Source organism: Solilutibacter silvestris (genome assembly GCF_002895945.1).
Classification (GTDB): domain Bacteria; phylum Pseudomonadota; class Gammaproteobacteria; order Xanthomonadales; family Xanthomonadaceae; genus Solilutibacter; species Solilutibacter silvestris.
On record NZ_NPZB01000002.1, the window covers coordinates 694,944 to 717,694 of the forward strand.

23 protein-coding genes and 1 tRNA gene are annotated in these 22,751 nt (G+C 64.9%); 6 read left to right on the forward strand and 18 right to left on the reverse strand.

Going from position 1 to position 22,751, the window contains the following annotated elements:
- Positions 1–36: 36 nt before the first annotated feature.
- The 3 genes from Lysil_RS10870 to Lysil_RS10880 are packed head-to-tail and all read right to left on the reverse strand — an operon-like array spanning position 37 to position 1,192.
- On the reverse strand, positions 37–285 hold the full coding sequence (locus Lysil_RS10870) for a pentapeptide repeat-containing protein (protein WP_103075595.1): 249 nt from the start codon (positions 283–285) through the stop codon (positions 37–39).
- A 42-nt stretch (positions 286–327) separates the two neighbouring features.
- A complete protein-coding gene (locus Lysil_RS10875) occupies positions 328–732 on the reverse strand; it encodes a VOC family protein (RefSeq protein ID WP_103075596.1) in 405 nt (134 codons plus the stop codon).
- Complete coding sequence (locus tag Lysil_RS10880; RefSeq protein WP_103075597.1) at positions 719–1,192, reverse strand: MarR family winged helix-turn-helix transcriptional regulator; 474 nt, start codon at positions 1,190–1,192, stop codon at positions 719–721. Before Lysil_RS10880 ends, Lysil_RS10875 begins: the two co-directional genes overlap by 14 nt.
- A 133-nt stretch (positions 1,193–1,325) precedes the next feature.
- Between Lysil_RS10880 and alr the strand changes: the two genes are divergently transcribed.
- On the forward strand, positions 1,326–2,468 hold the full coding sequence (gene alr / locus Lysil_RS10885) for an alanine racemase (RefSeq protein ID WP_103075598.1): 1,143 nt from the start codon (positions 1,326–1,328) through the stop codon (positions 2,466–2,468).
- Positions 2,469–2,474: 6 nt separating this feature from the next.
- Here the strand turns inward: alr and Lysil_RS10890 are convergent, their stop codons facing one another.
- Positions 2,475–3,446 carry a hypothetical protein gene (locus Lysil_RS10890; RefSeq protein WP_103075599.1) on the reverse strand — a complete coding sequence of 324 codons (972 nt, stop codon included), beginning with the start codon at positions 3,444–3,446 and terminating at the stop codon, positions 2,475–2,477.
- Positions 3,443–4,000: an RNA polymerase sigma factor gene (locus Lysil_RS10895; protein ID WP_103075600.1), complete on the reverse strand. Its 558-nt coding sequence runs from the start codon at positions 3,998–4,000 to the stop codon at positions 3,443–3,445. Before Lysil_RS10895 ends, Lysil_RS10890 begins: the two co-directional genes overlap by 4 nt.
- Positions 4,001–4,124: 124 nt before the next feature.
- On the opposite strand from Lysil_RS10895, the gene Lysil_RS10900 reads away from it, so the two are divergent.
- Positions 4,125–7,007, forward strand: coding sequence for a sensor domain-containing phosphodiesterase (locus tag Lysil_RS10900; RefSeq protein WP_165782472.1), 2,883 nt, complete (start codon positions 4,125–4,127; stop codon positions 7,005–7,007).
- Here the strand turns inward: Lysil_RS10900 and Lysil_RS10905 are convergent.
- Positions 6,988–8,421: an aldehyde dehydrogenase family protein gene (locus Lysil_RS10905; RefSeq protein WP_103075602.1), complete on the reverse strand. Its 1,434-nt coding sequence runs from the start codon at positions 8,419–8,421 to the stop codon at positions 6,988–6,990. The genes Lysil_RS10900 and Lysil_RS10905 overlap by 20 nt on opposite strands.
- A 2-nt stretch (positions 8,422–8,423) precedes the next feature.
- Complete coding sequence (gene xseA, locus Lysil_RS10910; RefSeq protein WP_103076029.1) at positions 8,424–9,779, reverse strand: exodeoxyribonuclease VII large subunit; 1,356 nt, start codon at positions 9,777–9,779, stop codon at positions 8,424–8,426.
- Positions 9,780–9,828: 49 nt separating this feature from the next.
- Here xseA and ispG point away from each other — a divergent pair, with 49 nt between their 5' ends.
- Both ispG and Lysil_RS10920 read left to right on the forward strand, forming a co-directional pair.
- Entirely contained in the window at positions 9,829–11,085 is a 1,257-nt protein-coding gene (gene ispG, locus Lysil_RS10915; RefSeq protein WP_103075603.1) for a flavodoxin-dependent (E)-4-hydroxy-3-methylbut-2-enyl-diphosphate synthase, read from the forward strand.
- Positions 11,051–11,758, forward strand: coding sequence for a phosphatase PAP2 family protein (locus tag Lysil_RS10920; RefSeq protein ID WP_240600516.1), 708 nt, complete (start codon positions 11,051–11,053; stop codon positions 11,756–11,758). Before ispG ends, Lysil_RS10920 begins: the two co-directional genes overlap by 35 nt.
- Here the strand turns inward: Lysil_RS10920 and Lysil_RS10925 are convergent.
- From Lysil_RS10925 to Lysil_RS10975, 11 genes are all read right to left on the reverse strand, one after another.
- Positions 11,740–12,300, reverse strand: coding sequence for a hypothetical protein (locus Lysil_RS10925; protein ID WP_205756933.1), 561 nt, complete (start codon positions 12,298–12,300; stop codon positions 11,740–11,742). The two genes, Lysil_RS10920 and Lysil_RS10925, sit on opposite strands and share 19 nt — an antisense overlap.
- 92 nt (positions 12,301–12,392) lie before the next feature.
- The gene (locus Lysil_RS10930; protein ID WP_103076031.1) at positions 12,393–13,292 is read right to left on the reverse strand and encodes a DMT family transporter; all 900 of its coding nucleotides are present in this window, start codon (positions 13,290–13,292) and stop codon (positions 12,393–12,395) included.
- A 73-nt stretch (positions 13,293–13,365) separates the two neighbouring features.
- On the reverse strand, positions 13,366–14,391 hold the full coding sequence (murB, locus tag Lysil_RS10935; protein ID WP_103075605.1) for a UDP-N-acetylmuramate dehydrogenase: 1,026 nt from the start codon (positions 14,389–14,391) through the stop codon (positions 13,366–13,368).
- Positions 14,388–15,452, reverse strand: coding sequence for a quinone-dependent dihydroorotate dehydrogenase (locus Lysil_RS10940; RefSeq protein ID WP_103075606.1), 1,065 nt, complete (start codon positions 15,450–15,452; stop codon positions 14,388–14,390). The genes murB and Lysil_RS10940 overlap by 4 nt, the downstream gene beginning before the upstream one ends.
- Positions 15,453–15,459: 7 nt before the next feature.
- On the reverse strand, positions 15,460–16,998 hold the full coding sequence (gene amaB / locus Lysil_RS10945) for an L-piperidine-6-carboxylate dehydrogenase (protein WP_103075607.1): 1,539 nt from the start codon (positions 16,996–16,998) through the stop codon (positions 15,460–15,462).
- Positions 16,999–17,026: 28 nt separating this feature from the next.
- Positions 17,027–17,103, reverse strand: a tRNA-Arg gene (locus Lysil_RS10950).
- Between the two features lie 62 nt (positions 17,104–17,165).
- A complete protein-coding gene (thiD, locus tag Lysil_RS10955; protein ID WP_240600518.1) occupies positions 17,166–17,969 on the reverse strand; it encodes a bifunctional hydroxymethylpyrimidine kinase/phosphomethylpyrimidine kinase in 804 nt (267 codons plus the stop codon).
- Positions 17,966–18,646 (reverse strand): YoaK family protein, encoded by a 681-nt coding sequence (locus Lysil_RS10960; RefSeq protein WP_103075609.1) that lies wholly within the window; start codon positions 18,644–18,646, stop codon positions 17,966–17,968. The genes thiD and Lysil_RS10960 overlap by 4 nt, the downstream gene beginning before the upstream one ends.
- A gap of 5 nt (positions 18,647–18,651) precedes the next feature.
- A complete protein-coding gene (locus tag Lysil_RS10965; protein ID WP_103075610.1) occupies positions 18,652–20,055 on the reverse strand; it encodes a PhoH family protein in 1,404 nt (467 codons plus the stop codon).
- Positions 20,056–20,089: 34 nt separating this feature from the next.
- Complete coding sequence (locus Lysil_RS10970) at positions 20,090–20,572, reverse strand: peroxiredoxin (RefSeq protein WP_103075611.1); 483 nt, start codon at positions 20,570–20,572, stop codon at positions 20,090–20,092.
- 5 nt (positions 20,573–20,577) lie between these two features.
- Entirely contained in the window at positions 20,578–21,147 is a 570-nt protein-coding gene (locus tag Lysil_RS10975; protein ID WP_103076032.1) for a glycine cleavage system transcriptional repressor, read from the reverse strand.
- Positions 21,148–21,262: 115 nt separating this feature from the next.
- Between Lysil_RS10975 and dapA the strand changes: the two genes are divergently transcribed.
- Together dapA and Lysil_RS10985 are read left to right on the forward strand one after the other, a co-directional pair.
- Positions 21,263–22,147, forward strand: coding sequence for a 4-hydroxy-tetrahydrodipicolinate synthase (gene dapA / locus Lysil_RS10980; protein WP_103075612.1), 885 nt, complete (start codon positions 21,263–21,265; stop codon positions 22,145–22,147).
- Positions 22,148–22,182: 35 nt separating this feature from the next.
- A complete protein-coding gene (locus Lysil_RS10985) occupies positions 22,183–22,713 on the forward strand; it encodes a hypothetical protein (RefSeq protein ID WP_103075613.1) in 531 nt (176 codons plus the stop codon).
- Positions 22,714–22,751 lie beyond the last annotated feature (38 nt).

The following is a 22,751-nucleotide window of genomic DNA, read 5'->3' on the forward strand; positions in this document are numbered from 1 at the left end:
CCGCGCGACCGCGGCCACGATCGCATCATGTGGACGTCATGGCGCTTGCCGGTAGAGCAGGTCGGTCACCAGAATTCCGTTGATGGTCATGCCGGCCAGGTTGGCATCGGAAATCTCGACGTTGCTGAAGTCGACGTTGACGAACTTCGCCCCCTTGAAGGAGACATTCGAGAATGCCGCGTCGGCAAGTGCCACATCGCCGAACGACGAAGACCGCAAATTGACGTCGTGAAAGATCGCGCCGGATAGCGAGGTCGATTGGAATTTCGGTTGCTCGTTGGACATGGGGATCTCCTCTTCTCTTGATGGGATGCCTTGGCGGGTGTGCTACGGCGCATTCATCGGCGTCGGAGGGTTCTCGCCGATCCGCCACAACACGCCGCTCGGATCGAACAGCACGAAATCGCGGATCATCCACGGGCGATCCGCAGGTGGTTCGGTGCGGACGTCGTAGCGTTCCGCCAATCGCTGCGATTGCACGCGCTGCCACCATGCTTCGACGTCATGCACCAGCAGGTGCATCATGAAATTTCCGGCGTGTTCAGGCTCGTAGAACTTTTGCAGCAGGAAGCTGGCATTGCCGGCGTGCAGGTAGGCGAGATCGTCGGATGACCAGGGGATTTCGAACCCGAGATCGCGATAGAAGCGTTTCGACAACTCGAAATCGCGCGCGGGCACGAAGGCCTTGATCTCGACGACGCCAAGAGCATCGTCATGTTCATGCGTCGTCATCGGGACTGTCCTGTTCATGGTCGAGTGCAATCAGCGCGGCGAGACTTTTCCGCAAACTCGTGACCTGTGCGCTGCCGATGGCATCGGCGAGTTGCGCATCGATGCGTTCGCGCGCGCCGGTCTGGACTGCGGCGGCGGCACGTCCGCGCGCAGTGAGTCCGATCACCAGACGGCGGCGATCCTGCGGGTCTTCGCTGCGTTCGAGATAGCCACGCAACACCAGCGTATCGACCAGTTGGCCGGCGGATTGCTTGGAGATGCGCAAGCTGCGGATCAGTTCGGACAGCGGCACATCGCCCTCGCCGAGCGCGAGACCACCGACCACGTAGAGGCCGTTCTTGGGGATATCGCCATAGCCGGCGGCTTCCAGTGCTTCGCGCATGGCGCTGCCGTAGGTATTGCGGGCATGACGCAGCAAGGCGGGGATGGCGACGATGTCGTACCAGGGGGCTTCGGTCACAGCAATATGTCCATAGATTTGATAGTAAAATTAATGGACTAAACAAGCGGTGTCAAGTTGATGCCCGAAGACGCGCGGGTCGTTCCAGTGATTGTCGCTGGCCGTGTTCACGTGTGCGTGCTGCAATATCGCCATGACCACGCCCTTCATCCAGCGTCCAACCCGCATCCAGGTCGATCTCGACGCGATCAGCCACAACCTGCGCGCGATCGGCGATCACGTGCGCGTGCCGGTGATGCCGATCGTCAAGGCCAATGCCTACGGCCACGGACTGGTGGCGGTGGCACGCCATCTGGTGGCGCAGGGTACCGGCCAGCTGGGCGTCGCGTTCGTGGAGGAGGGCATCGCGCTGCGCCAGGCCGGGATCACCGTGCCGATCCTGGTGCTTGGCGGCATCTTCGGACCGCAGGTCGCGCAATTTCTCGAACACGATCTCGAGATCACGGTGTCGTCGCTCGACAAGCTGCGCCAGGTCGAGGCTGCCGCGCAGGCGATGAATCGCAAAGCCGTCATCCATCTCAAGGTCGATACCGGGATGGAACGCATCGGCGTGCACAGCGAGAGCGCGGCTCCGTTGATCGAAGCGGCGGTGGCATCGCGATGGTGCATGGTCAAGGGCGTGTATTCGCATCTCGCCTGCTCGGATGATCCGCGGTCGGCGATGACGCAGTTGCAACTTGAGCGTTTTCTCGAAACCTGTGCGCACTTCGAACGCATCGGTGCGCCGATGCCGATCCGCCATCTCGCCAATTCCGGCGGCGTACTGCATTTCCCCGAGACATGGCTGGACATGGTGCGCCCGGGCATCATCACTTATGGCGTGTTGCCGGGCGATAGCGCGCGTCCACCCTTCGAGCTGCGGCCGGCATTGTCGCTTGTGTCGCAAGTGGTGTACTTCAAGGTGGTGAAAGCCGGACGCACGGTGAGCTATGGCGCGACGTGGATGGCGCCGCACGATACCCGCATAGTCACGGTGCCGATCGGTTACGGCGATGGCTATTCGCGCGCACTGTCATCAAGCGCGTCGTCGTCGCGCGGCGAAGTGCTGATTCGCGGCGAACGTCATCCCATCGTCGGCCGCGTGTGCATGGACCAGTTCATGGTCGATCTCGGACCACAGGGCAGCGCATGGAACGAGGACGAAGTGGTATTGATCGGCCACCAGGGCGGCGATGCCATCGCCTGCGAAGACGTGGCGCGCTGGGCGGAAACGATCCCTTACGAGGTCCTGGTCGGCTTGAACGAACGCATCCCGCGCGAATATCGCGGCGGTTGATTTTCGCTACGGCGATTTCGGTGGAGGTGCCGCCAGCAACGGCTGCAGGTCGGCGGGAATCGTCGCGTCCGGATAACGCGTCTTGTATTCCTGCAGGCTGCTGCGCGCGCCATCGCGATCCCCTTGTGCCATCAGTTCGCGGATGCGCTTGAGCCAGTCGCTGCGCACATTGCTGTCCTGGACCGTGGCTGGCGGTCGCGCGTCGTAGCCGTTTTCGGTATCGGCGGCGGATTGCACGCGCATCGCGTTCATTGCGGGTGTCGCGGTTTTCGCTTCGCGTGCCTTTGCCGCGGATTCGGCGGGGACGGCGGCGGGTGCCGCCATTGCTGCGGCATTGGCTGCAGATGCGGCTTCGCGCAATGGCGGATCCGATTTTGGCGGTGCGGGCGGCGCCGGCGGTGCAGGAGGTGATGGTGGCGGCACGACGACGCCTGACGTCGCTGGTGCCGGCGCGGAGTACCCGCTGGCATCGGCCGTGGATGTCATGATCGGTGGTTGCGGCGTGGGCGCGCCGCGCGCCGATATTGGAGGACGTGGCGGTTGCGGTGGAAGCGGGACACGTGGCGTGTCGCGCGGTGCCGCGGCATCCACGTTCGCTGTGGCATCCGTGGCGGATTCAACGGACTTCCCGTCCGTGATCACCTTCGGTGGCGCGATGACGGCAGCAACGGGTTCGGCGGGTGCAGGCGCTGGCGCGGGAACAGGCGGCGTGGCCTGCGGACCGCGTTGGACATGTGCCGGCCACAACTGCCAAGCCAAACCGGCCGTGAGCACGCATACCGCAGCGGCACTGGCATAGGCGGGCCAATGGCGTCGCGTTGGCGTCGCGCGTCGTGCCTGTGCAGCCGCTCGCGCCATCGCCAGGATGCGCGCGTCGAGGCCAGCATCCGGTTCGCCGTGCGGTGGCAGGCGGTGCAGCTGCGCGGCCAGTGCGCGTTCTTCGGCATTCAGCGTAGTGTCGTCGTGATGGCGTTTCATGGCTTCATCTCCTCCCGCAATTTGTCCATGGCATAACGCAGCCGGGACTTCACGGTTTCGCGACCCACGCCGGTGATGGTGGCGATTTCCTCCAAGGTCAGTTCCTGTTCCAGTCGCAGCGCGACCACTTCGCGTTGTTCGCGCGGCAAGGTTTCCAGCGCCAGTTGCAGGCGTCGACGCTGTTCGAACTCCGAGACTGTGCGTTCAGGCGTGCCCTGGTCGGGAATCGCGGCGACGCGTTCCTCGGCGTCGATAGGGGCGGCGGGACGATGGCGACGGGCACGCCAGTGGTCGTTCACCCGATGATGCGCGATCTGGTACAGCCAGCCGCTGAACGAGCCGCTGGGTCGCCAGCCGCTGCGGGCGCTGATCACCCGTTGCCAGACATCCTGGAACAGTTCGTCGGCGATGGCGCGATCGCGCAGCAGGCGCAGGATGTAGCGATACAGGCCGCCACGATGGCGGCTGTACAACAGTTCGAACGCACGTTGATCGCCCTTGGCATAGGCGGTCATGAGCGCATTGTCGTCGGGCTCGTCGGGCACGCCATCCATCGGCCATAGGATAACGGTTGCGCGCGAAGCCGCCATGCAGGCTTCCATGTCCGGAGCAACGTGCGGACAGTCACGATGGGGTTGCAATGGCCGCCGGGTGGCATCGGGGTACTCTATCCCGGTCATGAACGCCGCCATCCTCCCCGAGGCTTCGGTCCTGCCCACGCAGTGGGGAGGATTGCGCTCGCATTCAGCGGTGCGCGGCCTGCTGGAATCGCTGCATGCGCTGATGCCGGTCGATGTGACGCTGGCGCTGGCCTGGCGCGATGCCCAGGGCGGTCGCGATGTCGAGGCGTTCGGACCATGCGAAGCGCTGGCGCGGGCGACGGCACTGGACGCGTTGTCCGGGAATCCGGGCGATGGCCATTGCCTGCATGCGCGGCTGGACGACAGCGTGCCTTACGTGCTGCTGGCGCATCCACAGGGACGCGCACAGACGCCGACGCCGGAGTGGATGGACGTGATCCATTCGGCGATCCACGCGACGCTGACGCGCCTGCTGGCCGATTCGCGCGTTCAGGTGTTGTCGGAGGCGCATCGCATCCAGCGCGCGCTGTTTCGCATTTCCGAACTGTCGCAGTCCGGACTGGACCTGCACACCACGCTCGAGCGCATCCACAACGAAGTGGCGGGGCTGATCTATGCCCAGAACTTCATGATCATGCTGTGGGATCGCGACAGCGACGAAATCCGCATTCCGTATTTCGTCGATCAGGTCGATCACTGGCCGGTGCATGAAGGCGCGCGTCCGCTCGCCGAACTGTCGAACAGCCTGACCGTGCGGATGATGCAACAGGGCGAACCGATGATGGGGCCGTCGAGCGCGCTCGCGGTGCAATGCGGGATCGACGAGCCCGAATTCATCGGGCCGACCAGCCTGTCGTGGCTCGGCGTGCCGATGATGCGCGATGGTCGTGCCCGTGGCGCGGTGGTGGTGCAGAGTTACGATCGCGCCAATCGTTACACGCGCGATGCCGTCGAAGTGCTGGCCTACGTGGCGCAGCATATCCAGATCGCACTCGGCCGTCGTGACGCCAAGGTCGAACTGGAGAACCAGGTCGCGCAGCGTACGCGCGAACTGCGCGATGCCAACGCGATGCTGGAACTGGAGGTGCACGAGCGCAAGCGCGCGGAACGCCTGCAGGCAGCGCTGTTTCGCATCAGCGAGTTGTCATCGAGCCCGGGCGATGGCTGGGATTTCTACAGTGGCGTGCATGCGGTGCTGGACGAACTGATCGATTGCCGCAACTTCTTCATCGCGCTGGTGGGCGAAGACCAGGGCTTCCTGGAATTCGTCTACGTCGCCGATGAGCACGACGACATCCCGGCGCGGGTGCAGCGTGGGCGTGGTGTGGCCGATTACGTCGTCAACAATGGTCGCCCGCTGTTGCTGGACGATGCGACGCTGCAACGCCTGCAACGCGATGGGCTGGTCGACGTGCGCGGGAAGATGGCGGCGTCGTGGCTGGGCGTGCCGTTGCTGCGCAATGGCGTGCCGGCGGGGGTGATGGCGATCCAGAGTTATCGCGACGATGTCCGCTTCGGCGCACAGGACATGGAATTGCTGTCGTTCGCGGCGCAACACGTGTCGGTGGCGTTGGAACGGCGCGGGCTGCTGCAGGAACTGGAAGGCCACGTCCGCGACCGTACCCGCGAACTCGCCGAAACCAACCGCACCCTGCTTGCGGAAATCGGCGAACGCATTCGCGTCGAGCAACGCCTGCAGTACCAGGCCAGTCATGACAGCCTGACGGGACTGCCCAATCGCCAGCAATTGCTCGAACGCCTGCAACTGAACATGCTGACCTCGCGCTGTTCGGTGGACATGCCGGGCTTCGCGGTGCTCTATCTCGATCTCGACCAGTTCAAGCTGGTCAACGACAGCATGGGGCATGCCGCCGGCGACGAAATGCTGGTGCAGGTCGCCAATCGCATTCGTGGCCAGCTCGGGTCGCATGACCTGGTGGCGCGCCTGGGTGGCGACGAATTCGCCGTGCTCGCCGAACTGGTGTCGGGCATCGACGAGGTGAAGGCGCTGGCCGAACGCATCATCCGCGCATTCGAAGCGCCGATCTTCGTCCATGACCGCGAACTGTTCCCCTCCGCCAGCGTCGGTATCGCGATGTGGCAACCGGGCTACCAGTCCGGCGAGGAAATCCTGCGCGACGCCGATGCCGCGATGTATCGCGCCAAGGCCAACGGACGTTCGCAGGCGATGGTGTTCGATGAGGCGATGCGCGCGGAATCGCTGCGCCTGCTCGATCTCGAAGCCGACTTGCGGCGCTCGATCAACGCCGATGCTTTCGACGTCCATCTGCAGCCGATCGTCCATCTCGGCAACGGGCGCGTCGTCGGTCACGAGGCGCTGGTGCGCTGGCGCCACGAAACGCTGGGATTGTTGTCGCCGGGCGCGTTCATCGGTGTCGGCGAGGACAGCGGGCTGGTGCGCGAAATCGACTGGCTGGTCTATCGCAAGGTGGCGGAATGGATGGCCGGTGGACGCAGCAAGGGCTATGTGTCGATCAACGTGTCGCCGCTGCATTTCCGTTCACCGGAATTCGCCACGCGCCTGCTGGCGACACTCGATGCAGTCGGCGCCGATCCGGCGCGCTTGCGCATTGAAGTGACGGAAGCCTCGTTGCTCGAAGACAGCGGACGCACGCTGGCGCAGCTCAACGAACTCAAGGCGCGCGGCGTGCTGGCCATGCTCGACGATTTCGGCACGGGGTTCTCGGCGCTGTCCTACCTGCGCAGCTTTCCGTTCCACGCCTTGAAGATCGATCGCAGCTTCGTCGCCGGGTTGCAGGAATCCAGTCGCGGCGAAAGCGAGGCCCTGGTCCGCGCGATCGTCTCGCTGGCCGATGGCCTCGGCATCGATTGCATTGCCGAGGGCGTGGAAACCCGTCATCAGCGCCAATGCCTGCGCGAGGAAGGTTGCCTGTACGGGCAGGGTTATCTGTTCGGGCGGCCGCAGGCGCTGCCCGTGCTCAGTGCCCGGAGCGGATGACCAGGAGCCGGCGTTCGGTCATGTCCTCGATGGCGTAACGCACGCCTTCGCGTCCCAGTCCCGATGCCTTGACGCCGCCGTAGGGCATGTTGTCGATGCGCACGCTGGGCACGTCGCCGACGATCACCCCACCGACTTCGAGACGATCCCAGGCGCGCATGGCGTGATCGAGTCGCGCGCTGAACACGCCTGCTTGCAAGCCGAAATCGCTGGCATTGACGCGGGCAAGAGCGTCGTCGAAATCGTCGAAGGCCTCGATCATCGCCACTGGTCCGAACGCTTCGCGCTTGTAGAGATCGCAGGCGTGCGGCACGTTTTCGAGCAATGTCGCCGGGATCATCCGGCCATCGCGCTTGCCGCCAGCCAGACGTGTGGCACCGTGTTTCATTGCATCCGCAATCCATGATTCGATGCGCGCGGCCGCGGCATCGTCCACCACCGGGCCGATGAAGGTGCGCTCGTCGCGGGGATCGCCCATCCGCAACTCCTTCACCGCTTTCGCCAGCTTCTTGCGCAACGGTTTGATGATGTCCTTGTGCGCGAAGATGCGCTGCACGCTGATGCAGCTCTGGCCACTCTGGTAATACGCGCCGAACACCAGCCGCTGCACCACGAAATCGAGATCGACGCCGGGATCGGCATCGACGATGCAGGCCGCGTTGCCGCCGAGTTCCAGTACCACTTTCTTGCGGCCGGCGCGCGCCTTCAGGTCCCAGCCGATCAGGCTGCCGGTGAACGACAGCAGCGCGATGCGCGGATCCTCGACCAGCAGGCCAGCGTCGTCATTGGAGCAGGGCAGGATCGAGAACGCGCCTTTCGGCAGGTCGGTTTCGGCCAGGATCTCGCCGATGATCAACGAACCGATCGGGGTTTTCTCGGCCGGTTTCAGCACGAACGGACAACCTGCGGCGATCGCCGGCGCGACCTTGTGCGCGACCAGGTTGAGGGGGAAATTGAACGGGGTGATGAAGGCGCAGGCGCCAATCGGCACGCGCTTGACCATGCCGCGATACCCACGTGCGCGTTCCGAGACGTCAAGCTCGATCACTTCGCCGTCGCCGCGGGTGGCCTCGCCGGCGGCGATGCGGAAGGTGTCGATCAGGCGCAGTACTTCGCCACGCGAATCACGGATCGGCTTGCCGGCTTCGACGCACAGGGCGAGTGCGAGTTCTTCCTGGCGTTCGCTGAAACGGCGCACGCAATGTTCCAGAACATTGCGGCGTGCGTCGGGCGGAAACGCGGCCATCGCATCGCGCGCCTTGTGCGCAGCGACGATTCCCTTGCGCACCGTGGCGGCATCGGCGAAGGCGACGCGGGTCGCACGCTTCCCCGAATACTTGTCGAGCACTTCGAGATCGGTGTTGGCGGCGACGGCGCGATTGGCGAGGTAATAGGGATACGACTTCTGCAACATGCTCATGGCTCCGTGGCGGACGGATGGATGGCATCGACCTGCAACGCGAGTTCGCCATCGTGCAGGCGCGCGCGAATGCGTTGTCCCGTTTCCACCTGCGTCACCGATTGCACGGGCACGCCAGCGTCATCGCTGAGAATGGCGTAGCCGCGCGCCACAGTCGCCAGCGGACTCACCGCATGCAGCGCGCGCACTGCTGATCGCAACCGCAAGGCTTCCTGCTGCAATTGGCGGCCGATCGCCAGTTTCGGACGCTGGCCGATCGCGGCGAGGCGATCACGCAGGTGCTGCAGTCGCAGCTGCGGATGGCGTGCACGCAACACCGCCGCGGCATGGCGCAAACGCGCATGATCGCGCTCGGACGTGCGTCGCCAGGCGGCGTTCAGGCGTTGGCCCAGCTGCAATTGCCGCAACGCCAGTGCATGCAGGCGCGCTGCCGGTTTTTGCGCATCGAGACGCAACCATGCGCGATCCAGCCGCTGCGCCAGCTGCCGCGCCATCTGCTGTTGGCTGGCGATCAGGCGACGCTCCAGCGAGACCAGTCGTCGTTGCAGATCGCCCTGATCGAGGCTGAGCAGTTCCGCCGCCGCCGATGGCGTGGCGGCGCGAACGTCTGCGGCGAAATCGGCCAGCGAGACATCGCTCTCGTGTCCGACCGCGGAGACCACCGGCACCGCACTCGCGGCGATCGCGCGGGCCAGCATTTCCTCGTTGAAGGCCCACAGGTCTTCCAGCGAGCCGCCACCACGGGTCAGCAGCAAGGCGTCGTAGCGACCGCTGTTTGCCGCGCGCGTCAGCGTATCGGCGATCTGCGCGGCTGCGCCCGTGCCTTGCACCGGCACCGGCAGGAGATCGATCGGCAGCATCGGGAAACGGCGGCCAAGCACGCTCAGCACGTCATGGATGGCGGCGCCACCCGGCGAGGTGATCACGCCCAATCGGCGCACGAAACGCGGCAGCGGGCGCTTGCGTGCCTGATCGAACAATCCTTCCGCCTGCAATTTCTGCCGCAGTTCCTCGAATGCGCGCCGCAACGCGCCTTCGCCGGCTTCTTCCAGCGAATCAAGGATCAGCTGATAGTCGCCGCGCGCTTCATACAGGGTGACGCGCCCACGTGCCAGCACCATCAGCCCTTCGCGTGGCTGGAAGTTCAGCCACTGGCTCTTGGGCCGGAACAGCGCGCAGCGGATCTGCGCCCGCGCATCCTTGAGGGTGAAATAGAGGTGCCCGGACGCTGGTCTCGAGACGTTGCCCAGCTCGCCCTCGACGCTGACCACCGCAAAGGTGTCTTCCAGCAGGTTGCGCGCCAGCGTGTTCAGCTGGCTGGGGGTGAGAACGTCATCGCGGCGGTCATCCATCGCCATCAGGATAACGGTTGCGCCACCACGGACAGGTAAAATCGTCGCCATGAGCGAGCAGACCGATCCAGGCGAACCCTTCGGGCCCCATTCACGCCAGCACACCACGCCGGTCATGATCGGCAAGGTGCAGGTGGGCGGCAGCGCGCCGGTGGTGGTGCAATCGATGACCAATACCGACACCGCCAATGTCGCATCGACCACCAAGCAGGTGGCGGAACTGTGGCGCGCCGGATCGGAACTGGTGCGCGTCACCGTCAACACTGCCGAGGCTGCGGCCGCGTTGCCGCGGATCGTCGACAAGCTGGCGATGATGGGGATCGAAGTGCCGATCATCGGCGACTTCCACTACAACGGCCACACGCTGCTGGCGAACGAACCGGCCTGCGCCGAAGCGCTGGCGAAGTACCGCATCAATCCCGGCAATGTCGGCTTTGGCAAGAAAAAGGACACGCAATTCGCGCAACTGATCGAATTTGCGGTGCGTTACGACAAGCCGGTGCGCATCGGTGCCAACTGGGGCTCACTCGACCAGGCGCTGGCGACGCAGTTGATGGATGAAAACCACCTACGCGCGCAGCCGTGGGACGCCGGGCGCGTGTTGCGCGAAGCGCTGATTCGTTCGGCGCTGGATTCCGCACATCGCGCGGTGGAACTTGGCTTGCCGGCGGAGCGCATCATCCTCTCGGCGAAAGTCAGTGGCGTGCAGGAACTGATCGCGGTCTATCGTGAACTGGCGCGTCGCAGCGATTTCGCCCTGCATCTCGGGCTCACCGAAGCCGGCATCGGCAGCAAGGGCATCGTCGCCTCGAGCGCAGCGCTGTCGGTGCTGCTGCAGGAAGGCATCGGTGACACCATCCGCATCTCGCTGACGCCGGAACCGGGCGCATCGCGCACGCAGGAAGTGATCGTCGCACAGGAACTGTTGCAGACGATGGGCTTGCGCGCGTTCACGCCGATGGTCACCGCCTGCCCGGGCTGTGGCCGCACGACCTCGGAGTTCTTCCAGGAACTGGCCGGCACGGTGCAGGAACACGTGCGTGCGCGCATGCCGGAATGGAAAATCCAGTATCCCGGCGCCGAGAACATGACGCTGGCGGTGATGGGTTGCATCGTCAACGGTCCCGGCGAATCGCGCCACGCCAACATCGGTATTTCATTGCCCGGCACCGGTGAAGCGCCGTCCGCGCCGGTGTTCGAGGATGGGCAGAAGACCGTGACCTTGCGTGGCGAAGGCATCGCCCAGGAATTCCTCGGCATCATCGACGCCTATGTCGCGCGACGCTATGCCGCCCGCGCCGATTGAGCCCACGCCGGACGACGCCAGCGCGTCGTCGTTCCTGCGTCGCCACGGCTGGCGTATCGCGTTGCTGTTTGTCGCGGTGTTGTTGCCGCTGTGGGGCTTCGGCGAGCTGGCTGATGAAGTGGGCGAGGGCGGGACGTTCGCGTTCGACCGGCCGATCCTGGAGTGGCTGCATGCGCACCACGCGCCGCTATTCGATCAACTGGCGCTGCTGTTCTCGCGCCTGGGTTACCAATACGGCGTGATTCCATTCGATATCGCGCTGGTGGTGTGGCTGGCATTCCGCCACCGCCGTCGTGCGGCCGTGTTCGCGACCATCGCCATCGTCGGATCTGCGCTGCTGAATGTCGCCACCAAGCATTACTACGGGCGTGCGCGCCCATCGTTATGGGAATCGCTGGCACCGGAAACGACTTTCAGTTTCCCCAGCGGCCACGCGATGGGGTCGATGACACTCGCCGCGGTGCTGGTGCTGCTGGCCTGGAATACGCGCTGGCGCTGGATGGTTGCGATCGCCGCGTCGGCGTTCGTGCTGGTGGTCGGCACGTCGCGCCTGTATCTCGGCGTGCACTATCCCAGCGACATTCTGGGCGGATGGGCAGCCGCGCTGGCGTGGACGCTGGGCGTGTATGCCGTGCTGTTCGGAATGCGCCGCGATCAACGCTTCGGCAGATAGTCCGGCGGCAGCGGCATGTCGGCTGTCTCGCCGACCCACATGATCGACACGATCCACCAGCGCTTGCCATCGAACAGCAATTGCAGGCTGTTGATGCCTCGTTCGTGGTAATCGCCCTTGGTGGTGCGGCCATCGTAGGTGCTGAACACCTGCGCCATGTTGCCGAAGCGATCGCTCTTGCGCGCCAGTTCGCGTTCGACGAATCCGTCGCGCTCGATCAGCGCAGCCGAAGTGGCGACGTAATCGTTCACCGTCATCCAGCGCATGCGCACGGCGCCGTCCTTGGTCTTGCGCGTCGGGATCATCCGCGCCTCGGGCACGAACAGCGAGCGCATGCGGTTCCAGTCGCGCGTCTTGCCCGGCGGCCCGGAAATCACGTGGTAGAGCGCGGCCATGATCGCATCCATGCTGGCGACGTCGGCGGGTGCGGCGGCCGGCATGCTGGTATCGAGTGGCGTGTCGGTGGTCGTCGTTGGCGGTGTCTGCGCCGCGAGTGGTGTGGCGATGCACAGGGCGAGCAGGGCAGGCAACAAGCGGCGCATGACGAATTCCCTTCGATCGATCCAGCGACGCTACGCCTCTATGTGGCGCGGCCCCTGTGCCATTGGTCACGCGGCGGCGTGGAGGCGGCGGATCAAAGCCCGGCTTCGACCGTTTCGCTGGGGGCGTTGCTGCGTTTCTGGCGCACCAGCACGGTCTCGCGATGGGCGATGTAGGCGGTCGATGCGAAGATGATGCCAGCGCCCAGCAGCGTCCAGCGATCGACGTGTTCGCCGAACAGCAGCCAGCCGGCAATCGTCACCACCACCAGTTGCACGAAGCTGATCGGCGTCAGCGCCGAGACTTCGCCGAGCTTGAGCGCGCGCGTCCACATCACCTGGCCGACGGTTCCCAGTACGCCGGTCAACGCCAGCCACAACCACGAGATGCCGTGCGGCCAGCGCCACTGGAACAGCACGGCGATCAGCGACATCGGCACCCACAGCATGTAGGTCCAGAACACGATGGTGTCCGGGCTGTCGGTGGTGGCCAGTTGCTTGATCTGGATGGCGACGATCGCGCTCGTGATCGCCGCGCCGACCGCCACCAGCGAGCCGAGCGTGAACGATTGCGAGAACGGTCGCACGATCACCAGCATGCCGATGAAGCCGATGATGACGGCGACCCAGCGCCTCACGCGCACCACTTCACCGAGCATCAGCACGGCGGCAATGGTGACGAAGATCGGCGAGGAATACGCCAGTGCGATCGCTTGCGACAGCGGCAGATTGGCGATCGACCAGAAGCCGAGGAACATCCCGATCATGCCGATCAATGCGCGCACGCCGTAGCGCGACAGGCGCGTGGTGTGCACGCTGGCACGGAAGGTCACGCGCGGGTTTGCAGTGCGCAGGGCCGGCGCCACTAACATCGGCAGCAGCGCGAGCAGGCCGAAGAAATTGCGGAAGAAGGCGATTTCCAGCGTCGATTCCGTGCGCGAGGCGAGACGGATGGTGACCGCCATTAGCCCGAAACCGATCGTGCTGAGCAGCATGTAGAACGCGGCGCGCAACAACGGCGTGCGTTGCGTGGTGATGGCAGGCGTCTGCGCGTTCACCGTGCCGCGCTCACCAACTCGAACCAATGATGCGCGGCTCCGGCTCGATCGCCACGCCGAAGCGTTCCCGCACCGACACGGCGATGCGCCGCGCCAGGTCGAGCAGTTGCGCGCCGGTCGCGTGACCGTGGTTCACCAGCACCAGCGCATGCCCGGCGGAGACACCGGCGTCGCCGTCGCGATGACCTTTCCAGCCGCAACGATCGATCAGCCACGCGGCGGACAATTTTCGCTGCTCTGTCGATCCGGCGGGGAAGACCGGGAGATCGGCATGTTCGCTGCGCAAACCTTCGGCTACAGCGGCCGCTACGATCGGATTCTTGAAGAAGCTGCCGGCATTGCCGATCACCGCTGGATCGGGCAGCTTACGGCGACGAATGCGGATCACCGCGTCAGCGATGTCGCGCGCGTTCGGGTTCGTGCGCGCCATCGCAGCTAGTTCGTCGCGGATGCCGGCGTAGTCCAGCCGCAGACGCGGTTGACGATCGAGGCGAAATTCCACCGCGGTGACGACGTAGCGATCGGGTTCGTGCTTGAAACGGCTGTCGCGATAGGTGAACGCGCAGTCGCTGTTGTCGAAGCGCACCCACCGCGTATCGGTGCGATCCCAGGCGTCGACTGCGATGATCCGTTCCATCACTTCGACGCCATAGGCGCCGATGTTCTGGATCGGCGATGCGCCGACCGCGCCAGGAATCAGCGCGAGATTTTCCAGTCCCGACCAGCCGCGCTGCAGCGTCGCCATCACGAAGTCGTGCCAGACCGCGCCGGCGCCGCAACGCACATGGACGTGATCGGCGTTTTCTGCGATCACGGCGATGTCGTCGTTGGCGAGTTCCAGCACTGCATCGGGCGCGCGCACCAACAGCAGGTTGCTGCCACCGCCGAGTATCAATGCATCCGGCGCCATCGCCAGCGCTTCCGGCAGTCGCGCCGGATCATCGACGCGCAACGCCAGTGGCGTGGTGACATCGATTCCGAATGTGTTGTGCGTGCGCAGCGACAGCGCGCGGGTGATCTGCAGGCCCGTGCTCATTTCAGCGTGGGGGTCGAAGCTTGCTGGGTGCGGCGGTGGATCGCGTCGACGCATTCGCGGATCAGCCGCGGCCCGCGATAGATCAGGCCGCTGTAGAGCTGTACCAGCTTGGCGCCCGCAGCCGTCTTGGCGATGGCATCGGTGCCACTGGAAATTCCGCCGACGCCGATCATCGGGATGTTGTCGGCCAGGCGCGCGCGCAGGCGCCGCAGGATCGCGGTGGAACGTTCCAGTAGCGGCGCGCCGGACAAGCCGCCGGCTTCTGCAGCCAGCGGACTCGACTGGATTTCACTGCGCGAGACCGTGGTATTGGTGGCGATCACGCCGTCGATGGCGAGATCGTTGAAGACGCGGGCGATCGCATCGATATCCTCGTCGCTCAGGTCTGGCGAAATCTTCACCAGCAGTGGCACGCGCCGGCGATGTTGTCCCGACAGTCGTTCCTGGGCGTCGCGCAAGCCGGAGACCAGCCGTCGCAGCGATTGTTCTTCCTGCAATTCGCGCAGGCCTGCGGTGTTGGGCGAGGAGATGTTGACCGCGATGTAGTCCGCGAGCGGATAGGCGCGTTCCAGGCACAGCAGGTAATCGTTCAGCGCATCGGCATTGGCGGTGTCGCGGTTCTTGCCGATGTTGATGCCGAGGATGCCGCGCTGCGCGCCCGAATGGACATGCTTCGAGCGTTCGACATTGCGCACCAGCGCGTCGATGCCGTCGTTGTTGAAGCCCATGCGATTGATGATGGCGTCATGGTCGGCGACCCGGAACAGTCGCGGCAACGGGTTGCCGACCTGCGGTCGCGGCGTGACCGTGCCGACCTCGACGAAGCCGAAGCCGAGTCCGAACAACGCGTCAACGTGTGCGCCGTTCTTGTCGAGTCCCGCAGCCAATCCCACCGGATTGGGGAAACGCAGGCCCAGCGCGGAGGTCGGCAACGCCGGCGGCGGACGCACCAGCAATCCCTGCAAGCCCAGACCGTGGGCACGGTCGAGCCAGCGCAACGCACGGTCGTGCGCGCGCTCGGCATCGAGGGACATCAGCAAGGGGCGGGCGAGGGAATACATCAGTCGATCAAAGGTCGAACTTGATGCCCTGCGCCAACGGCAGCGCGTCGGAGTAGTTGATGGTGTTGGTCTGGCGACGCATGTAGGCGCGCCATGCATCCGATCCCGATTCGCGACCGCCGCCGGTTTCCTTCTCGCCACCGAAGGCGCCGCCGATTTCCGCGCCGCTGGTGCCGATGTTGACGTTGGCGATGCCGCAATCCGAACCCGATGCCGCGAGGAAGGCTTCCGCGCGCTTGAGGTTGGTGGTGAAGATCGACGACGACAGGCCCTGCGGCACGTCGTTCTGCATGTCGATGGCGTCGTCGAGGTCGCGATACTTCATCACGTAGAGGATCGGTGCGAAGGTTTCGTGCTGGACGATCTCGGCCGTGTTGGCGAGCCCGGTCACGATCGCCGGCAGCACGAAGTTGCCCTTGCGATCGCTCAGTGCTTTGCCACCACTTTCGATGATGCCGCCGCTGGCCTTGGCCTTCTCGATTGCGGCGAGGAAGCCCTTGACGCCATCCTGGCTGTTGAGCGGACCCATCAGATTGGCGGGATCGGTGGGATCGCCGATCTTCTTTTCCACCTGCGCGTACGCGGTCTTGAGCTTGCTCAGCACGTCGTCGTAGATCGATTCGTGGACGAACAATCGACGTGTCGTGGTGCAACGCTGGCCGGCGGTGCCAACCGCGCCGAACACGATCGCCGGGATCGCCATTTTCAGGTCGGCGCTTTCATCGACGATGATCGCGTTGTTGCCGCCGAGTTCCAGCAGGCTGCGGCCCATGCGCGCGGCGACGCGCTCGCCGACGTTGCGGCCAACCTTGGTCGATCCGGTGAAGCTCACCAGCGCGATGCGCTTGTCATCGACGAAGGTCTGCGCCAGTTCGGTGCCGGCATCGTTGAACAGGAAGAACAGATCGGGGAAACCGCCGGCCTTCAGCGCTTCGTTGCAGATTTTCATCGACGCGATCGCCGACAGCGGCGTCTTCGGCGAGGGCTTCCAGATCGTGACGTCACCGCACACCGCGGCGATGAAGCTGTTCCACGCCCACACCGCGACCGGGAAATTGAATGCCGAGATGATCCCGATCAGCCCGAGCGGATGCCACTGTTCGTACATGCGATGGCCGGGGCGCTCGCTATGCATGGTCAGGCCGTACAACTGGCGCGACAGGCCGACGGCGAAATCGCCGATGTCGATCATCTCCTGCACCTCGCCGTCGCCTTCCGGTTTCGACTTGCCCATTTCCAGCGCGACCAGCGAACCCAGCGCGTCCTTGTGCGCACGCAGCGCGTCGGCACACAGGCGGATCGCCTCACCGCGGCGCGGTGCCGGCGTCTTGCGCCACACCTTGAAGGACGCCTGCGCGCGCTCGACGATGGTGTCGTAGTCCGATTGCGACGAGGCGAGCACCTTGCCCAGCACGTCGCCGGTGGTCGGGTTCACCGGTTCCAGCACGCCGGCATCGCTGGTCTTCGACCATTCGTCATTGCCGAGATAGGTGCCGGATTCGTTTTCGCTCAGGCCGAGCGCGGACAGGACGGGATGCAGGGACATGGGATCTCCAAGGGATCGATATCAAGAATGGTGGCCCCGGCGCGATTCGAACGCACGACCTGTCCCTTAGGAGGGGACCGCTCTATCCAGCTGAGCTACGGGGCCAAGACGGCAATTTTCGCAGAGAACCGCCGATGCTGCTGGATCATGGCGTTCCGCCGATGGTTTCAGCGATTTCCGGCGTTCCAATGCCCCAGCACCGTCAATCCGCCCGATCCCGGTTGGCTGCCGGCCAGCAACGCGCGGTGTACGTAGTCCGATGCGGCGAGGCAGGCCTCGCGTGGCGACAGTCCCAGCGCGAGATTCGCGGCGATCGCCGAGGACAGCGTGCAGCCGGTGCCGTGGCCTTCGACGTCGATGCGCGGATGTTCGATGGTGGTGGCTCCATTCGTGTCGAGGAAAAGATCGCGCACGGGGTCGCCGGGAACATGGCCGCCTTTCAGGAAGACCGAACGCGCGCCCAGCGTGAGCAGCGTGTTCGCCGCGCGTTCGAGGTCGTCGCGCGTGCGGATCTGTCCCGATCCCAATGCTTCGGCTTCCGGCACGTTGGGGGTGACGACATCGGCGAGCGGCAACAGGCGCGTGCGCAAGGCGTCGATCGCACTATCCTCCAGCAAGCGTGCGCCGGAGGTCGCGATCATCACCGGATCGAGGACGATGGCAAGGTCGGATCGTGCGTGTTTTCTCCGCGACAACACATCCACCACGGTGTCGATCACTTCACGATTCGCCAGCATCCCGATCTTCACCGCACCCACGTCGAAATCGTCGAAACAGGCAGCAAGCTGCGCACGCAGGAATTCCACCGGCGGAACGTGCACGGCAGTCACGCCGCGGGTGTTCTGCGCGGTCAGTGCGGCAATCGCGGAAAGACCGTGTACGCCATGCGCGGCGAATGTCTTGAGATCGGCCTGGATACCGGCGCCACCGCCGGAGTCGCTGCCGGCAATGGTGAGGACGGAGGGGGTCACGCGCGCACCTTGTCGTGCATGACCGCCCATTGGCGATACAGCGCGTAACCGGTACCGACCACACCGGTCAGTGCGGCAGGCAACAACAGCGCGTCATAGGCGAATCGCACGAACAGCCATCCGCCGATGATTCCGCCGCCAAGGAAGCTGCCGATGATGAGTGCGCTCAGCATCAGTCGCCGTTTCGGCAGCGGCAGGCCACGCAAGGCATGACCGATGCCGATGCCGAGATCGGTGAACATCCCGCTCAGGTGCGTGGTGCGGATCACCGCGCCGCTGAAGGTCGTCGCCATCGCGTTTTGTAGCCCGCAGGCTATCGCCGCCAGTAGCGGTCCTTCGATCGAGTCGTGACCGAAGAGCGGAATGGCGAGGAACAACAGCAACGACTCCAGTACCAGCACGATGCCGTAACGACGGCCGATGCGCAGCGTGCTGTCCTGGATGATCATGCCGCTCAACGCAGCGCCAGCGAGGAATGCCAGCGCCATGCCGCCCAGCCGCAGCGTCGCGCGGGTGTCGCCATGCGCGATCGCTGCGCCGAGCAGGCTGGTGGTGCCGGTGAGATGGGTGATCGCCTGATGCTCGAAGCCGAGGAATCCGACCACGTTCACCATGCCGGCGATGCAGGCCAGCGACCCTGCGCCGATCCACACCCAGCGCGGCACAGACATGCCCATCCGCGTTACAGCGTTTCCGACGCGTAATCCGCCAGTCGCGAACGCTCGCCGCGACGCAGCGTGACGTGTGCGCTGTGCTCCCAGTTCTTGAAGCGATCGACCACGTAGGTCAGGCCGGAGGTCGTTTCGGTGAGGTAGGGCGTGTCGATCTGCTCGACATTGCCGAGGCAGACGATCTTGGTGCCCGGGCCTGCGCGCGTGACCAGCGTCTTCATCTGCTTCGGCGTCAGGTTCTGCGCTTCGTCGAGGATCAGGTAGCGGCTGAGCAGGGTGCGGCCACGCATGAAGTTCATCGAACGGATCTTGATGCGCGAGGCCAGCAGGTCATTGGTCGCCGCGCGTCCCCACGATCCACCTTCCTTGTTGTTCGGCATCAGCACTTCGAGGTTGTCGGTCAGCGCGCCCATCCACGGCGTCATCTTTTCTTCCTCGGTGCCGGGCAGGAAGCCGATGTCCTCGCCGACGCTCACCGTCGCGCGGGTCATGATGATCTCGCGATAGCGCTGCGCATCCATCGTCTGCGCGAGGCCAGCGGCCAGCGTCAGCAGCGTCTTGCCGGTGCCGGCGGTGCCGAGCAGGGTGACAAAGTCGATCTCGGGATCCATCAGTGCGTTCAATGCGAAATTCTGTTCGCGGTTGCGCGCACTGATCCCCCATACCGCATGTTGATGGCTGCGATAGTCGTCGACGATCTGCAGCACCGCCTTGCCATCGTGGATCGCCACCACGCGGAATTCGGATTGTTCATCGCCGGGCAGGTAGAGGAACTGGTTGGGATGCCAGTCGTCGCCCTCGGCCACCACCACTTCATAGTAGGTGCGGCCCTTGTCCGTCCACGAGCGTAGATCCTTGCCGCCGTTGCGCGTCCAGAAATCCTCGGGCAGCGCCTGCGAACCGGTGTAGAGCAGGCTGAAATCGTCGAGCGCGCGATCGTTCTCGTAGTCCTCGCTGACGATGCCGGCGATCGCCGCCTTGATCCGCAGGTTGATGTCCTTGGAGACGAACACCACCGGCGTTTCCGGCTCGTGCGCCTGCAGCGACAGGATCGCGGCGAGGATGTGGTTGTCCGGCATCGACTTGCCGAGTGCCGCGCCGCCACCGAAATCGCTGGTCTGGAAGCGCAACACGCCGCTGCCGCCATCGCCGCGCAGTTGCAGTCCGCCCGGTGGCCGCAGCTTGAGGCCGGTCGCGATCTTGTCGGTGCCCTGTTCCTCGATCAGTTCGTTGAGGAAGCGGCTGACCTGGCGGGCGTTGCGGCTGGCCTCCGACGTGCCTTTCTTGCTGTTGTCGAGTTCCTCGATCACCATCATCGGCAGGAACACGTCATGTTCCTCGAACTTGAACAGGGCGGTGGGATCGTGCATCAGCACATTGGTATCCAGCACGTAGATGCGCTTGCCCTTGGTCATGCGAGTGGATTCCCTTTGCAGTGGAGTGATGTGGTCAGGCGGACTTGCTCTTGATGGCATCGAGCACGGCCTGCGCGTGTCCGGCCACCTTCACTGGCTGCCAGACCTGCGCGACCTTGCCCTGCGGGTCGATCAGGAAGGTGCTGCGCACGATCCCCTCGAATTCGCGGCCGTAGAGTTTCTTCATCTGGATCACGCCGAAGGCACGGCACAACGCTTCATCGCCGTCGCTGACCAGCGGGAAGGTGTAGCCCTGTTTCGCGCAGAAATTGGCGTGCGATTTCACCGAATCGCGTGACACGCCAACCACATCGGCGCCGAGCTTGCGGAATTTCGCCAGCAACGCCTGGAAGTCCAGCCCTTCGGTGGTGCAACCGGGCGTGGAATCCTTGGGATAGAAATAGAGGACGAGCCAGCGGCCGGCGAAATCGGCGAGCGTCGCAGTCGCTCCATCACCCAGTGCCAGCGGCAGCTTGAGCACGGATTTCGGGATGGCCTTGCCTGCGTCGATGGTCATGCGTCCTAGAACTTCATCGGATCCATGATCGCATCGAGATTGAGGCGATCGGAGAATTCCATGAAATCGTCGCGCAGCCCGGCGATGTGCATGTCGGCCGGCACGCCGATGGTGAGTTGCGCGGTGAACATCTCGGCACCGGTCTGCATGGCGCGATAGCGCGAGCAGTGCAGGTTCTCGACGGTGATGCCCTGGCGGTCGAAGAAATCGGCGAGCTGGAACAGGATGCCGGGCTTGTCGGCCGCCACCACTTCGACGATGTAGGGAATCAGGTTGGACTGCACCGGCTTCGGCCCGGTGCGATACCAGTTGAGCTTGTAGCCTTCTTCGCGTTCGAGGCGACCGAGCATCGCTTCCAGTTTGGCGATGGCGTCCCACGATCCCACCGCCAGCATGCTCGCCGAGACATCGCGACCAACCGTGCTCAGGCGCGCGTCGACCAGGTTGCAGCCGGAATCGCTGATGCGTCGTGACACCGACAACAGCGGCGAACCGGGGTGCGTCGCATAAGCATTGATCAGGAGGTGGTTCTCGTTGCCCGTGGGCCGTGCGGCGGTATCGCTCAAAGTGTTCATGTCCGGCGGCGGTCCGCCCAAGCGCCGGCCGAGTGCCGACAGCCACAGGATACTTGCCGGCCATTTCACGCCGCAAGTAACATGGAGGCTGTTCCGACGCCCGCAGGCCGTCCTCTTGCAACTCTCCGGCATCATCACGGCACTGGCGACCCCGTTCACATTGGAAGGCGCCGTCGATTTCGAGGCATGGTCACGGCTGATCGCCCAGCAGCTGGAAGGCGGCGTCCACGGCATCGTGGTGGCCGGCTCGACCGGCGAGGCCAATGCCCTGGACGATGGCGAATACGATGCGTTGCTGCAGGCCGCAGTGCGCCAGGTAGCCGGTCGCGTGCCGGTGCTGGCCGGAACCGGCACCTCCAACACCGCCAAGACCATCGCGCTGACCCGGCGTGCCGCCCAGCTGGGCGCCGATGCCGCGCTGGTGGTGACGCCACCCTACGTCCGCCCGACCCAGGATGGCTTGATCGCCCATTTCCGCACCGTGGCCGATCAGGGTGGCTTGCCGGTCGTCCTTTACAACGTTCCCGGCCGCACCGGCTGCGACATGCAACCCGCGACCGTGGCCGGGCTGGCCAGCCATCCGAACATCATCGCCATCAAGGAAGCGGTCGATGGCGAGGCGCGCATGCAGACCCTGTTGGCGCTGCGCTCGCCGCAATTCGCGGTCTTGAGTGGGGATGACCCGACCGCCAGCCGCGCCATTCTTGCCGGTGCCGCTGGCCTGGTTTCGGTGGGATCGAACGCCGCGCCGCGCGCGTTCCGCCGCCTGTTCGACCTTGCCCATGACGGTCGCGCCGCCGATGCCCAGGCCCAGGACGGACGGATGCGCGGTCTCCATGCCTTTCTCGCCGCTGAACCCAACCCCATCCCGGTCAAGGCATTGCTGGCCGAGTTCGGGTATGGTCACGGCCTGCGGCTGCCGTTGCTGCCGCTCTCGGCAGGGCCGCGCGCCGGACTGGCGGCGATCGTCGCCGCGGTTCGCGACCTCGAAGCCGCCTGATTCCACATTCGATCTGTTTCCGGAGAACGTTGTCCATGCAAGTTCGCACTCGTCTCGCTGTCGCCGCGCTCGCCGTCGCCGCCCTCTCCACGTCCGGCTGCAGCTGGTTCCACGGCAAGCAGCACACGACCGAGGCCTACAAGCTCGCGGCCGAATCGCGTCCGCTGGAGGTCCCGCCGGATCTTGACCGCCCGTCGGCCGATGCCTCGATCAACATTCCCAGTGGCAGCAGCAGCGTCTCGGCTTCGCAGGTCCAGCGCGGTGGTTCCACCACGACGCCGGCCCCGCGTGAAAGCGCCAACGCCTTCATCGTTCCGGGCACCCGCGACGACGTCTTCGGCAAGCTTGGCACCGCGCTGGCAGGCGTCCCGGGCGTGACCGTCAACAACAAGTCGCAGTTGCTCGGCACCTATGACGTGACGGCCTCCGGCCACGGCTTCCTGGTCCGCACCACCGCGGTGGATGGCGGCGTGCATGTCTCGTCCATCGATCCGCGCGGCAGCCTCGATACCAGCATCGAAGCGACCAAGGTGATTGCGGCCCTGAAGGCTGCGCTCGCCAAGTAATCCGATCGACGTGATGTGAAACGGGCGCCGATGGCGCC